The sequence below is a fragment of the Paenibacillus sp. cl123 genome, from assembly GCF_900101595.1.
GTDB lineage: Bacteria > Bacillota > Bacilli > Paenibacillales > NBRC-103111 > Paenibacillus_G.
In genome coordinates this window covers 14,320-28,198 of record NZ_FMYY01000016.1, presented here as the reverse complement: position 1 = coordinate 28,198, position 13,879 = coordinate 14,320, and the positions used below count along the sequence as shown (strand labels likewise).

15 protein-coding genes are annotated in these 13,879 nt (G+C 57.4%); 13 read left to right on the top strand and 2 right to left on the bottom strand.

Annotated features, from left to right (window positions below; genetic code table 11):
* The first annotated feature begins 3 nt into the window (after positions 1–3).
* From BLR08_RS21340 to coaD, 7 genes are all read left to right on the top strand, one after another.
* Positions 4–1,746 (top strand): hydantoinase B/oxoprolinase family protein, encoded by a 1,743-nt coding sequence (locus tag BLR08_RS21340; protein ID WP_072334674.1) that lies wholly within the window; start codon positions 4–6, stop codon positions 1,744–1,746.
* Between the two features lie 64 nt (positions 1,747–1,810).
* Complete coding sequence (gene frlD, locus BLR08_RS21335) at positions 1,811–2,590, top strand: fructoselysine 6-kinase (RefSeq protein ID WP_072334677.1); 780 nt, start codon at positions 1,811–1,813, stop codon at positions 2,588–2,590.
* An 82-nt stretch (positions 2,591–2,672) separates the two neighbouring features.
* Positions 2,673–3,554: an amidohydrolase family protein gene (locus BLR08_RS21330; RefSeq protein WP_256257739.1), complete on the top strand. Its 882-nt coding sequence runs from the start codon at positions 2,673–2,675 to the stop codon at positions 3,552–3,554.
* 10 nt (positions 3,555–3,564) lie between these two features.
* Positions 3,565–3,993 (top strand): secondary thiamine-phosphate synthase enzyme YjbQ, encoded by a 429-nt coding sequence (locus BLR08_RS21325; RefSeq protein WP_072334680.1) that lies wholly within the window; start codon positions 3,565–3,567, stop codon positions 3,991–3,993.
* 11 nt (positions 3,994–4,004) lie between these two features.
* A complete protein-coding gene (locus BLR08_RS21320) occupies positions 4,005–4,829 on the top strand; it encodes a sugar phosphate isomerase/epimerase family protein (RefSeq protein WP_083537398.1) in 825 nt (274 codons plus the stop codon).
* 435 nt (positions 4,830–5,264) lie between these two features.
* A complete protein-coding gene (gene rsmD, locus BLR08_RS21315; RefSeq protein ID WP_072334683.1) occupies positions 5,265–5,822 on the top strand; it encodes a 16S rRNA (guanine(966)-N(2))-methyltransferase RsmD in 558 nt (185 codons plus the stop codon).
* 24 nt (positions 5,823–5,846) lie between these two features.
* Complete coding sequence (gene coaD / locus BLR08_RS21310; protein WP_072334686.1) at positions 5,847–6,371, top strand: pantetheine-phosphate adenylyltransferase; 525 nt, start codon at positions 5,847–5,849, stop codon at positions 6,369–6,371.
* A gap of 30 nt (positions 6,372–6,401) precedes the next feature.
* Here coaD and BLR08_RS21305 read toward each other — a convergent pair whose 3' ends face one another.
* Positions 6,402–7,679: a nucleoside recognition domain-containing protein gene (locus BLR08_RS21305; RefSeq protein ID WP_072334689.1), complete on the bottom strand. Its 1,278-nt coding sequence runs from the start codon at positions 7,677–7,679 to the stop codon at positions 6,402–6,404.
* 112 nt (positions 7,680–7,791) lie between these two features.
* On the opposite strand from BLR08_RS21305, the gene BLR08_RS21300 reads away from it, so the two are divergent.
* Positions 7,792–8,880, top strand: a complete 1,089-nt coding sequence (locus BLR08_RS21300) for a SepM family pheromone-processing serine protease (protein WP_072334692.1) — start codon at positions 7,792–7,794, stop codon at positions 8,878–8,880.
* On the opposite strand, the gene BLR08_RS21295 is transcribed toward BLR08_RS21300, so the two are convergent.
* On the bottom strand, positions 8,847–10,136 hold the full coding sequence (locus BLR08_RS21295; protein WP_072334696.1) for a nucleotidyltransferase: 1,290 nt from the start codon (positions 10,134–10,136) through the stop codon (positions 8,847–8,849). The genes BLR08_RS21300 and BLR08_RS21295 overlap by 34 nt on opposite strands.
* Before the next feature lie 144 nt (positions 10,137–10,280).
* On the opposite strand from BLR08_RS21295, the gene BLR08_RS21290 reads away from it, so the two are divergent.
* The 5 genes from BLR08_RS21290 to BLR08_RS21270 all read left to right on the top strand — a co-directional run bounded on the left by BLR08_RS21290 (position 10,281) and on the right by BLR08_RS21270 (position 13,872).
* Positions 10,281–10,805: a YceD family protein gene (locus tag BLR08_RS21290; protein WP_072334699.1), complete on the top strand. Its 525-nt coding sequence runs from the start codon at positions 10,281–10,283 to the stop codon at positions 10,803–10,805.
* Positions 10,806–10,849: 44 nt separating this feature from the next.
* Complete coding sequence (rpmF, locus tag BLR08_RS21285; RefSeq protein WP_072334702.1) at positions 10,850–11,023, top strand: 50S ribosomal protein L32; 174 nt, start codon at positions 10,850–10,852, stop codon at positions 11,021–11,023.
* A 237-nt stretch (positions 11,024–11,260) separates the two neighbouring features.
* Positions 11,261–11,899: a transcription factor FapR gene (gene fapR / locus BLR08_RS21280; protein ID WP_072334707.1), complete on the top strand. Its 639-nt coding sequence runs from the start codon at positions 11,261–11,263 to the stop codon at positions 11,897–11,899.
* Positions 11,883–12,884: a phosphate acyltransferase PlsX gene (gene plsX / locus BLR08_RS21275; protein ID WP_072334786.1), complete on the top strand. Its 1,002-nt coding sequence runs from the start codon at positions 11,883–11,885 to the stop codon at positions 12,882–12,884. Before fapR ends, plsX begins: the two co-directional genes overlap by 17 nt.
* A gap of 1 nt (position 12,885) precedes the next feature.
* Complete coding sequence (locus BLR08_RS21270) at positions 12,886–13,872, top strand: beta-ketoacyl-ACP synthase III (RefSeq protein WP_072334712.1); 987 nt, start codon at positions 12,886–12,888, stop codon at positions 13,870–13,872.
* Positions 13,873–13,879 lie beyond the last annotated feature (7 nt).

The following is a 13,879-nucleotide window of genomic DNA, read 5'->3' as shown; positions in this document are numbered from 1 at the left end:
ACCATGAGCGGAAAAGTAGACGCCATTACGATAGAGGTTATGAAAAATGCGTTTCACACGATTGCCGAAGAAATGGGTGTCGCTTTGATCAAAACGGCGTTGTCCACAAACATCAAGGACCGGATGGACTGTTCGACGGCGATTTATACGAAAGAAGGCAAGCTGGTTGCTCAGGCGGAGCATATTCCGCTTCATCTCGGACTGATGCCATCCGTGGTCGGCGAGGTGCTGAAAATTTACAAGCCGGATGAGCTGAAGGAGGGCGATGCGATATTAATCAATGACCCGTATATCAGCGGATCGCATCTCCCGGATATTTTCATGATCTCCCCGGTGTTTCATCAAGGCCGGCTCGTTGCGCTGACCGCCAATATTGCACATCATATCGATGTCGGCGGCATGACACCGGGAAGCTGTTCGGTAAAAACGACGGAAATTTTCCAAGAAGGGCTTCGTCTGCCGGCCATCCGCGTTCGCAAAGCCGGTGTGATGGACGAAGAGGTGCTGCGCCTCTTGACGAAAAACTCGCGGACCGGGAAGGAGATGCTCGGCGATATTTATGCCCAGCTCGCCGCCAACAAAATCGGCGAAACCCGCCTGAAGGAGCTGTTTGAGCGGTATTCGCCCGATTTTACGGAAGCGTGCATGAACGAGCTGATGAATTATTCGGAGCGAAGACTGCGTGCGGCCATCCGCAAGGTCCCTGACGGAACCTACGCTTTCGAGGATTACCTGGAAGGAGACGGCTTGACCGACGACCTGATCAAAATCGCGGTGCAGGTTAGTGTCAAGGACGACGAGATCCACGTGTCATTCGACGGCACTGCCCCTCAAGCAAGAGGATCGATCAATTCGACAATCGGAGTTACAAGCGCATGCGCCTACTATGCAGTCAAAGCTTTGCTTGATCCCGAGGTTCCGCCCAACGACGGTGCGTACCGGCCGGTTCACGTTCATGCCCAGGAAGGCACGATCGTTAACGCCAAATTTCCGGCGGCGGTGTCCAATGCCAACGGAAACACGTCGCAGCGCATCACCGATGCGATTCTCGGGGCGCTTGCGCCCGTGCTGCCCGAGGCGGCGATCGCAGCCTGCTCCGGCTCCATGAACGGGCTCAATTTCGGCGGATTTAACGAAGAGACAGGCGAGTATTTTTCCTACATCGAGACCTGCGGCGGAGGACAAGGCGCTGTGCTTGGCCTGGACGGGATGGATGGCGTCCATACGCATATGACGAATACGCGAAATACGCCGACGGAGGTTATCGAACAGTCTTACCCGCTGCTTGTCAAGAAGTACTCGTTTGTCGAAAGCGGCGGAGGCTACGGCAAATACCGCGGAGGCGTGGGCATTACTCGTGAAATTATTTCCGAAGCCGACGACGTGATCGTGACGATTACATCCGAGCGGCAGCAGACAAGACCGTGGGGATTGTTCGGCGGAAAGGAGGGCGCTGCGTCGGAATGCATCCATATCGAGGCTTCGGGCAAAGTGACGAATTTGCCGCCGAAAGCGACGCTGACGATTCAGAGGGGGGACACCGTCATTATCCGTACCCCGGGAGGCGGCGGGTATAGGAATCCCCTCGAGCGGGATCCGGACTCGGTGCGGCAGGACGTTCGCTTCGGCTATGTCAAGCCGGACGATGCCCTGCGTGAATACGGCGTTGCTTTTGTGCCGGGAACGGGAGAGGTGGATGAGCTGCAGACGGCGGAGCTTCGGCGAAGCATGGCTGCGGGCGGTTAACTGCGCCAAAAAAGCCGTAAAGTAGCGCCTATATGCACGGAAACCATAAACGGGAGGTTGAGCCATGCGGGTTGCAGGCGTGGGCTTAAGCTGCATCGATCTGTACGAAAACTTGAACTGCTCTTATCCGACGGGCAACAGCGTCGATTTCGTCATTCATTTAAGCCGTCTCGGCATTGAAACCTCGATGGTGAGCGTCGTTGGAACCGACGAATACGGCAAGCAGATGGCTGACGTTTTACGCGGGGAAGGCATCGATATCAGTCATCTGCATGTAGCGGAAGGCCGTACGGCGATGTTTCGGATGGACCTGAACGGAAACGATCGGGTTCACAAGGAGAAAATGGAAGGCGTCATGGCTCATTTCGTCCTGAGCGCCGAAGATATTGAGTTTATTGCCGGGCATGATTGCGTCCACACTAACTTTTCCGGGAGAGCAGCCGGGTCGCTTCCCGTGTTCAAGGACCGGGGCTTGACAACGGTATTTGATTTCTCGACACGCGTAAATAAAGAGGTTGAATCTGCGCTGCCTCATATCGATTATGCCTTCTTCTCCTACGGGAAGGAGGACGAGTTCATTCAAACCTATATACAGTGGGCCCAGCGTCTCGGTCCGCGCGCCGTTATCGCAACCTTGGGCGAGCATGGCAGTCTCGCGTACGATGGAACCCGATTTTACCGGGAAGGCATCGTCCCGGCCCAAGTAGTGAACACGGTCGGAGCGGGAGACTCGTTCTGCGCCGGTTTTATGTACGGTGTGTTTCAAGGAGAAGCGATCCAGGACTGTCTGCATCGCGGAGCCCAAGTGGCCTCGCATGTGGTGGCCCGGTTCAAGCCGTATTAATGATTCAGCTACTTGCTGAAAGGCATGGTTTTCTAGCGCTAGACACATGCTCCCTTACCTCCTTCCCTAGAGGCGGGCCAGGGTGACCTTCAACGAAAGGCAGGACAATACGATGATCATTGATATACATTCGCATCCGATATTTTACAAAGATATATGTGACGACAAGGAGAAACTGAATTTCCGCAAGGAACAGTTCGGCATCTACAAGCAGTCTCCTTACCCGCTGGAATCGGTGTTTATCGAGATGGACTATATGAATATCGCCAAGACGGTGCTGCTTCCCGAGGATCTGACGTCGCTTCACGGGGGCTGCATCGTGACCAACGAGGAGATCAAGAGAATCGTCGAATTGGCTCCGGACCGCTTTATCGGCTTCGCCAGCGTCGATCCCCGCCGCCCCGATGCGGTGCAGGTGCTCGAGCATGCGTTTGGGGAGCTTGGTCTGATGGGACTCAAGCTGCATCCGTCCAAACAGCGGTTTTTCCCTTACGAGGAGATGCTGAAGCCGGTTTATGAGGTGTGCCTGAAGTACAACAAGCCGATCATGTTTCATGCGGGAATGAGCTGGCAGCCGGACGCTCCGGCTAAATATTCGCATCCGCTGCATTTTGAGGACGTAGCAATCGCCTACCCGGAGCTCCGCATGTGCCTGGCTCATTTCGGATGGCCCTGGATTCATGAGACGGTGATGCTGCTGCTTAAATATCCGAACGTTTACACGGATACGTCCTTACTGCATATGGACAACGCCAAGGACTTTTACGAGCAGGTGTTCACGCGCAATATGGGGCCGCTCTGGATAGAGCGGAATTTGGGCGACAAGGTGATGTTTGGCACGAACGCCCCCCGCTTCCGGGCCAAGCGGCTGCTTCCAGCGCTTGAAGGACTCCAGCTCAGAGAGAAAACGCTAAACAAGATTCTCGGCTTGAACGCACTGAAATTTATCGGACTGAAAGGGTAGGTGAACGGGCATGGTCAAACTGAAGAGCATAGTGCTCCGAACCCGGGCTGAGTTTCAAATGATCAAAATTACGGAGGATGTGCGGGCATTCATTGCAGAATCGGGAGTCAAGAACGGACTTGCGGCTGTCATTACCGCCCATACGACGACAGGCATCATGGTCAATGAAGGGCTCGAATGCGTGGAAACGGATATCGAAGAAACGCTGGAGCGTCTCATTCCGAAGGATGCGCCGTATGCGCATGCGCATTTTCTGCCTTCTTACGGAGCGACAGGCAGCAATTCGCCGTCGCACTTGAAATCGATGCTGTCGGGCAACAACTGCCTGTTTGTCGTGCAAGACGGCCAAATGGTGACCGGCGACGCTCAGGACGTCTATTTGGCCGAATTCGACGGGCCCAAAGCGCGCAAGGTGTATATTCAAATCATCGGAGAATAGGGGAATTCGTCATGATGAAGCTCGCTAATATGAATCAGAATTACCACCGTTATCCGCTGGAATACTTTCTGGATTCAACCGTCCGTACCGGGCTGGAAGCAATCGAGCTGTGGGCAGGCACTCCTCATCTGTATGTCGACGACGCATCGCCTCAAGAAGTGGCGGGAGTGCTTAAGCAGATCAGGCAAAGAAACCTTGAGCTCGTCTGTTTTACGCCAGAGCAGGCGATTTATCCGATCAACCTGTCTGCGAAGGACGATACATGCCGGAATAGAAGCGTGAACTATTTTCAAAAATGCCTCAAGGTGACAAATGCTCTCGAATGCCGGAAGATGCTCGTAATCGTCGGCTTCGGCTTCTACAACGAGCCTCCGGAGGAAGCGTGGAAGCGGGCGGCGCAGTCCTTGCATATCCTTTCGAAGGATGCGGAGCAAGCAGGCGTTACGCTTGTTCTTGAAGCGATGTCGAACATCGGATCCAACGTGATTTACAACCTGGATACACTCAGGCGCATGCATGCCGAGGTCGGCTCTCCCGCATTGAAGGTTATGCTCGATACGATCCCGATGATGCTGGCGGGCGAAACCATTGAGGACTACGGGACGGCTTTCGGCGACGAACTGGTCCATGTCCATTTCCTGGACGGAGACGGCAAGACGACGGCCCATCTGGCATGGGGCGAAGGGGAATTTCCGCTTGACAGCTTCGTGAGCGGCTTGAAAAAAATCGGTTACGACGGGTATTTGACGCTGGAGCATATTTCACCCAAGTACAATTGGGACCCGGAAGCCGCCGTACGCCAAAGCCTGTCTTTCATCGGCTCCAAGCTGCTGTAGCAAAAATCGCTTCCATAATAGTCATAAACCTATAAATCGTGAATGTGAGAATGAGCGTACTAGCCTAAACCGGCTTGTACGCTTTTTTTGTTTAAATGTAAAATTTACAAATACAAGTCGTAGCGGGGTCCAATAGATAGGCAGCTATCACGCGTGAGCTCAAGCCTGTTGATGATAAGGCTAATAAAAAAATCGGACCCCGTCTCGCGACGAGGCCCTTTCATGGGAGAGGAGAAACCGGACGAAGAGCTTATGGGGAACGTAAGTCTTCTCCGCGGTTATCTACGACATTTTCGGATGTCGATAATTCAAGGATGGCCGAAATCACGGAAAGATATACATAAGCCGGAACATTTTTTTGCAAGGCGCTTTGTGCAACGTTTCCTCTTTATGGTACGATAACGGTATTCAGCGGAAGAAGGAAGGAAGCACGACATGAGGGTAATTTCAGGCAGCGCCAAAGGCAGGACGCTGAAAGCGGTGCCGGGGATGGGGACAAGACCCACCACGGATAAAGTAAAGGAAGCGGTATTCAGCATGATCGGCCCGTACTTCGACGGAGGGGCGGTGCTCGATCTCTTCGCAGGCACCGGAGGTCTCAGTATCGAAGCGCTCAGCCGCGGCATGGAGCTGGCGGTGCTGACGGATATGGACAAGAAGGCGATCGATACGATCCGTCTGAATCTGCAGGCGACAGGCTTTACGGATCGGGCGGAGGTATACCGCAACGATGCGCAGAGAGCGCTAAAGGCGCTGGCGAAGCGGGAGATGAAGTTCGATCTGGTATTTCTGGACCCTCCATACAAGCTAAAGGTCATTGGACCGCTGCTGGAGGAACTGGAAGGCGGGATGCTGGCTGACGGGGCCCGTGTGGTCGTGGAGCATGATGCCGACGATCGTTATGAGGAGCCGGTCGGCTTGCTGGAGCCGGTACGCCGCTCTGAGTATGGCGCCACAGCCATCACGGTGTTTCGCATGGTGGAGAAGGAATAAAGCTAAAGGGAGATGACCTTGCCGATGGAAATCAACAACCAAGCAGGCGAACGGCGGTACACGGTGGCGGTGTACCCCGGCAGCTTTGACCCGGTGACGCACGGGCATATGGATATTATTCACCGAGCCGCGAAGGCGTTCGACAAGCTGATTGTGGCCGTATTGAGAAACTCCAGTAAAAGTCCCATGTTTTCCGTGGAGGAAAGGACGGAGCTGCTCCGGCAGGCGACCGCGGATCTGCCGAATGTCGAGATCGACAGCTTTCAGGATCTGCTCATTCATTATATGAAGCAAAAGGATGCGCATCTGATTGTCAGAGGGCTTAGGGCGGTTTCCGACTTCGAATACGAACTGCAATTGGCGTCTACGAACCGCAAGCTGTGCGAGGACATCGAGACGTTCTTTATGACGTCTTCTCCGCAATATTCCTACTTAAGCTCGAGCATCGTCAAAGAAATCGCCCGCTACCATGGACCGGTGACGGATCTGGTTCCACCGGTCGTGGAGCGGGCGCTGCGGGAGAAATTGGGCGAAGAACGCAAAGCGTAAGCGAGATTCCGGTCCTCTCGTCCTGCCGGTTTATTTGAACGGCTTGCGGCCGCGGTGAAACAGGAAGGCGGCAAAGACGGACAGGACAAGCATGACGAGCAGGGTGCTGCCAAATTGAAGCATCATGGGGCTGATAAACGGCCACCACCGGTCCTGCTCGAGCAGCCAGCCGTTATGTTGAGACAGCGAAGGCGCCCACGCGGAAACGGTGGCGTCGCGGCCGAAATAAGCGTACAGCGGATGCCAGACTACGAGTGTCACGAGGTAGGCGATGACGCCGTGCTGAAGACGCGCCAGCATAAACCGCGAGAAGCGCAGGTCGGTGGCCGCTGTAAAGCTGCTCACCTGCGCGTGGGACGAGAGCCCGCCCCAGGCCAGCAGCGCGCTGAGCGCCGCATACCCCCAGACAGCGCCGCTTGCTCCGTTATTCAGCTGCTGCGAGATTGCAAAAGCGCCCAGATGCGGCTCGAGCAGGCCGGCGACAGCCGCCGAGAGAAAGGCGCCCGGATCCTGGAGCAGCTTGCCCGCACCGGCCGGCTGCAGCGCTGAAGCTATGGCCTGGGTCGCGCCGGTCAAGGAGACGGCCTGCAACAGTACGGAGAACATCATCATGCAGCCGCCGATGACGAACAACTGTTGGACGCCCGACGACACGGCATCGCCAAGCAGCTTGCCGAACGTGCGGCCGTCCCGGGCACGGGCATCCTCCAGCGTGATGAAAAAACGCCGGATGTAGCCTGTGTTGTCCCGGGGATAGGAGGTCGTCTCCGCGTCGGAGGGCAGTCTCATACGATGGAACAAAGCCAGGAGCAAGGCTGAGCCATAATGAATGACGGCAAGAGCCAAGCCGGCGGCAGCGCTGTGCAGGAAGCCGACGCCTACAACGCTGATCAGGATGACGGGGCTGAGCAGATGAGAGGCGGCGAGCAGCCTCTCGCCTTCGTCCCGCGTCAGCTGCCCGTTCTTGCGCAGGGTGCCGACGGCGGCCGCGCCCGCGGGCATTCCCGCCGTGAAGCCGATCGCCATGATGAAGCCGCCGATGCCTGGGATGCGCAGCACGACGCGGAACAACGGCTCAAGCAGCACGCCGATGCCGTGCAGGAGACCGAGACCGCGGAGCAGCTCCGTCAGGATCAGAAAGGGCAGAAGCGCGGGAAAGACGAGCTTCCACCAGAGCTGCAGCCCCTGCAGCGAGGAGCGGAACGCTTGATCGGGAAATACGATGATGCTGACCACGAACGCCAGTGCTCCCGCGCCCAGCAGGAAAGTGGTCAGCCTGGGGGAGATCAGGGCGGATAAAGCAGGCATCCGTATCCCTCCGGCTTGTCAGATTGGTACATGTTTACGCGCAGAGCGCATGGAATAGACCTGAGGCGCGTACGATAGACAGATAGGTCGGTATAGACAGAGGTGGAGAGCTATGGGAGATTCCGGACATTTGAAGAAAGCGTCGCGTATTGTATTTTCCGTATTTGCGGCCGTTTTGCTTGTATTTATCGTGTATTTTGTTCCGCTGCCTTATTATATTTTCAAGCCCGGCACCGCGGAGGTATTGGCTCCGATGGTGCATGCCAAGCAGGCGGCGGGAGAGGACAAGGGGCAGTTCATGCTGACGACCGTTCAGCTCTCCGAGGTGAACATAGCGGGATATCTGATGTCCTTCGTATCTCCGTACCAGGAGCTGCGGCTGAAAAGCGAGCTGCTTAAGAACAATGAGACCCGGGAGGAATATTCCCAGCGGCAGGTTATCGTGATGCATACCTCCCAGGCGGATGCGATCCAGGCGGCGTACAACGAGCTGAAGATTCCGTATCATATCCGCAAGGACGGCATTGTCGTACAGCAGGTATATCCCGAATTTCCCGCGTCCGAAGTGCTGCGGGCCGGGGATTACATCACCGAGCTGGAAGGCGCGCCGATCCAGACCTACGATGAGATGCGCGCGGTTCTGCAGAACAAGAAGGCGGGGGATTCCGTCAAAGTCAGCTATAAGCGCGGAGATGTGACCCGGACGAAGGACATCGCCCTGGCCGTGCTGCCCGATCAGGAGAAGGTGGAGGAGTCGGCGAAACGGGTCGGACTCGGCATCGTGCCGGCGGAGGTGCACAGCGTTCAGGCGGACCGTCCCGAGCATCAGATCGATATTCAGGCGGGAGCGATCGGCGGGCCGTCGGCGGGTCTGATGTTTTCGCTCGAGATTATGAACCGGCTCAGTCCGGAGGATCTGACCAAAGGCCATCGGATCGCCGGGACAGGAGAGATCGATCCGGAAGGCCGTGTAGGAGTTATCGGAGGCATCATGCATAAAGTCGTGGCGGCAGACCGCGCGGGGGCGGAAATCTTTTTCGCGCCCAAGGACGCTCAAACGGCCGGCGGCGCCGTCATTCCGAATTACTCGGCTGCCGTCCAGCGGGCCAAGGAAATCGGCACGAGCATGAAGATCGTGCCGGTCGGCACGGTGAAGGACGCGCTCAGCTACCTCGACACGCTGGAGCCGAAATCCTCCTGATCGTCCGGAGTCCGAATCTCCGAGGATAACGAACGGACCGGAGCTTCATAATAATCGCGAAGCCATTCCCGGGACGAAAATTCCCGGTAGGCCAGGGCGTAGACGGATGTAGCCCGGATATCCAGCTCAAGGAAAGGCGAAGGTGCGGTCGTTACTTTGGTGACGATCGGCGCCTTCGCCTTGCTTTTCATCTGCTTCAGCAATCCGCGTCCGCGTTCGCTGAAGCCGAGCACGCGGATATACGAGACGCCCGCGGCGAGCCGGGCAGGGCTCAGCTCTTCCTTGGTATGACCGAGCAGGATGCGCAGCAGCATGCGCTGCAGCTTGGTGCGGGTATACCGCCTCGTCTTCAGCTGCGCCAGCAGCGCCTCGACGGGAGCTGCTCCCCCCGGCATGAGGCTGCCGAGCGCATGCCGTAGGCGATGCTCCAATCCTTCGGTCACTTCGGCGTAGACGGCCAGCTGCTCCGGCGACTGGGTGAGCAGCCGCTGCAGCAGAGGCTGGGCATACAGCTCCCAATGGACAGGCGCACGACCGGCATGCCATTCGCGCTCGAGGATGCGGGCGGTCGCTTCCGGGACATACGGGCGGATCTCATCGAGCGAGCCCTTCTCGAGCAGCAGCTTGCGGAGCGCTGTCGCGCTGGCGATCCGCGCATCGGTCACATCCGACTGGCTGTACTCCGCCTTCGTGCGGCGAATCGTCAGCGGCCGGATGGCGCTCTGCAGTCGGCGCAGAGCGATCAGATAATGGAGGCCCAGCGTATTGTTGGGCTTGGCCAGCTCGGCCTTGTCCATGCCCGGCAGAAGCCTGGCCACGGCCGAGCTGTAGGCGGCCGGGTAGGACTGGCCGGCCGCCAGCTCCTCGGCGAGAGCGGCCCGGAAAGCCGCCGGCTCCTGGTGCAGCAGCTCCGCGGCTGCGGTGAGCCCGCCCAGCTCGCCGCTTTCGCTGCCGAAGCACAGGCTGTCGACGACGCCGGTGGCCGCAAGCGTTGCGACGGCTCCGTAAGCGAACCATTCGGCCGGCTGGGACGAGTAGGCGACGGGCAGCTCCAGCACGAGATCGGCGCCCATGGCCAGCGCCATTTCGGCTCGCGCCCATTTGCCCGCAAGGGCCGGTTCGCCGCGCTGCAGGAAGTGGCCGCTCATCACACAGACGACCGCATCGGCGTCCGCAGCCCGCTTGGATTGCTGGAAGTGGTACAGATGCCCGTTGTGCAAAGGATTGTATTCAACGATAAGACCGACGGTCTTCATAAGAGGATTCCTCCGGATATTGACATTGGGGAAATAATGGCCTATGATTCATCACTATATCATGAAGTGCTGGATGAAGTGAAAATGTTGACAAAAGGTAAGGATAGTCGATATAATAATCTTTGTTTGTTTGGGGTGATAATCATGTTTATACATTGGAAGGAATTGGCGACGAAAGGCGTGCTGAAGCTTGAAGGTCAAGAAGACCTGACAAGCCTGCTGCCCACAGACGGCAGCCTTACCGGATTCGGGCCTTTGCATGTGCAGCTCGAAGCGAGGGATGTCGAAGGTGCGGCAGTGGTTTACGGCAACCTGGAGATCGATGTAGAGCTCTCCTGCTCCCGCTGCTTGACGGCGGTTCGGGATCATGTGGAGATTCCTTTTCATGAGACGTTCGTAAAAGGCGAAGAGAATGCGGCTAATGACTCGGACGAAGAGGATGAGGAAGAAGACGATGTTCTTTACGTGTCGGGCGACCGCATCGAGCTTGCGCCTTTTTTGGCTGAGAGCGTGATGTTCTCGCTTCCGTACATTCCGCTATGCAAAGAAGATTGCAAAGGCTTGTGCCCTTCTTGCGGAACCGACCGGAACGAGAAGGAGTGCGGCTGCAGAACGGACAAGATCGATCCGCGTCTGGCAGGCCTTGCCGATTTATTCAAGAACGAGTAGAACGGGGCGCCGTACGCGTGAATTCGTTGAAGGAGGTGGGAAATATGGCAGTACCTCAAAGGAGAACGTCCAAAACACGCCGTGACAAGCGTCGGACTCACTTTAAATTGGAAGTACCGGGTATGGTGAAATGCGGCCATTGCGGCGAATTGAAATTGGCTCACCGCGTGTGCAAATCTTGCGGCACGTACAAGAGCAGAGAGATCATCAACCAGTAATTTCATACAAACGTCAAAGAGATAGTGCTCGCCCAACGGCTTGAGTGCTATTTTTTTTGGCCGTGCAGCCTGTCCGGAGAGGGCCTTGTCAGGGAGCTGGGCGGGCTGCGAGAATAGGACCGCGGGATTCGGAGCTGTTTTTCCCCGCTTGCCGCTTCCCTTTTCCTGCGGAATCCAGTATACTTTTCGTTATGACTTGGTCATAAGATAAAGTGTCAGTTCATAGATTGACAACGGATGACCTACAGGCACGCAGTTACGTCAAAGGTGGTGCTCGCGATCGAACGCCTTCCCAAACGGCAGCGCCAGCAGCAGCTGGCCAAAGCGATAGAAGAGAATCCGTTCATAACGGATGAGGAGCTGACCAAGCAGTTTCAGGTCAGTATACAGACTATACGTCTGGACCGGCTGGAGCTGGGTATCCCCGAGCTCCGCGAGCGGATGAAGCTGATGGCGGAGCAGTCCTACGATCAGGTGCGCTCGCTGCCGCTTCATGAGGTTATCGGGGATGTCATAGACCTCCAGCTCGACAAAAGCGGCATTTCGATGTTCGAAATCAAGGAGGAGCACGTGTTCTCCCGGACGAAGATCGCGCGCGGCCATCATATTTTCTCGCAAGCGAATTCGCTGGCCGTCGCTCTGATCAACGATGCGGTGGCGCTGACGGCGGCGGCGGATATCCGCTTTGTCCGCTCCGTCCGGCTCGCCGAGAAATGCATCGCCAAGGCGTACGTCCGCTCCATCTCCAAGGGCAAGGCCAAGGTGGAGGTATTCACCTATGTCGGCGACGAGATGGTGTTCCAGGGCAACTTTATTATTTATCATGCGAGCAAAGAACGCTCCGAAGGAGGAGACCTGCATGCGGATAGCGATTGACGCGATGGGGGGAGACCTCGCGCCGCAGGCCACGGTGGAGGGTGCGCTGCTGGCTGCGGCCGAATGGCCGGATACAACCGTCGTGCTCGTGGGCGATCAGGCCCGAATCGAACCGCTGCTTCAGGGCAAGAAGCCGGCCAATGTGGAGATCGTCCACGCGGCGGAAGTAATTGAAGCGGATGACGAGCCGGTGAAGGCGGTCCGCCGCAAGAAGGATTCCTCGATGGTCGTGGCGGGACGCATGGTGAAGGAGCGCGCCGTGGACGGGATGATCTCGGCAGGCAACACCGGCGCTCTGATGACCGCCGGCCTGCTGGTCGTCGGACGGATGAAGGGCATCGAGCGCCCGGCGCTCGCTCCCATGCTGCCGTCGATGGACGGCGAGGGCTTGCTCGCGCTTGATCTGGGCGCTAATATGGATGCGACCCCGGAGCAGCTCGTCCAGTATGCGATCATGGGCAGCATTTACCGTAACAAAGTACACGGGGTCCGCGAGCCCAAGGTCGGACTGCTGAACGTCGGAACGGAAGCGATGAAGGGCAATGAGCTGACGAAAGCGGCTTATCCGCTGCTGGAGCAGGCGCCCATCCGGTTCGTCGGCAATGTGGAATCGCGCGATGTGCTGAAGAAGCCTTGCGATGTTCTGGTGTGCGACGGCTTTGCGGGCAATATTATGCTGAAATCGTTGGAGGGGGCGGCCTCCGTTATTTTCTCCGCTCTTAAAACGGAATTTACCCGCACCTGGTATACGAAGCTGGCAGCCGCTACGGTCAAGAAGGGGCTTGGCAGCTTCCGCAAAAAGATGGATTACAACGAGCATGGCGCCGCTCCGCTCCTCGGAGTGGACGGGCTTGTGCTGAAAAGCCACGGCTCCTCCAGCGCAGTGGCCGTCAAAAACGCGGTAAGACAGGCGCGCATCGCCGTCCAGAGCGGCCTGATCGACGGAATCCGTGCAGAAATCAGCAATGGAAGCGAGAGGTCTTAATATGAGTTTACTGCCTGTAGGCATTATCGGCACCGGCAAGTATGTGCCCGATCGTGTGTTGACGAATCAGGAACTGGAAAGCATGGTAGAGACGAACGACGAATGGATTGTGACGCGAACCGGCATCCGGGAGCGCAGGCTGGCTTCAGCTGAGCAGGCGACCTCGGATCTGGCCTATGAGGCATCGCTCCGCGCGCTTGAAGCGGCGGGCGTAAGTCCGGAGGAGCTGGATCTGATCATCGTGGCGACGATTACGCCGGATATGGCGTTCCCCTCGGTCTCCTGCATTCTGCAGAACAAGCTGGGGGCGAAGAAGGCGGCGGCCTTCGATCTGTCGGCCGCTTGCTCCGGGTTCATCTACGGGCTTGCGACGGGCTCGAACTTTATCGCGAGCGGCGTGTACAAGCATGTGCTTGTCGTCGGCGCGGAATGCTTGTCCAAGATTACGGATTATACGGATCGCAATACCTGCATTCTGTTCGGAGACGGGGCGGGAGCGGTCGTGCTCGGGCAAGTGGAGGAAGGCCGGGGGTTCAAGTCGTTCGAGCTTGGCGCCGACGGCTCGGGCGGTCCGCTGCTTCAGGTAGCTGCTGGCGGCTCGCGTTGTCCCGCTACTCCGGAGACGCTTGCGGGCAAAGGCCACTACATCTATATGGCGGGCTCCGAGGTGTTTAAGTTCGCCGTGCGGATCATGGGCAATGCGGCGGAAGAGGCGCTTCGCAAAGCGGGTCTGGCCAAAGGCGACATTGACCTGCTCGTGCCGCATCAAGCGAATATCCGGATTATCCAGTCTTCTCTGCAGAAGCTGGAGCTGTCCGCAGATAAATGCATGATCAACCTGGACAAGTACGGCAACATGTCGGCGGCTTCGATCCCGGTGGCGCTGGCGGAAGCCGTGGAGCAAGGCCGGGTGAAGGAAGGCGACGCCCTGGTGCTCGTCGGCTTCGGAGGCGGACTGACATGGGGCGCTTCCGTACTGGTTTGGTAATAGAAGA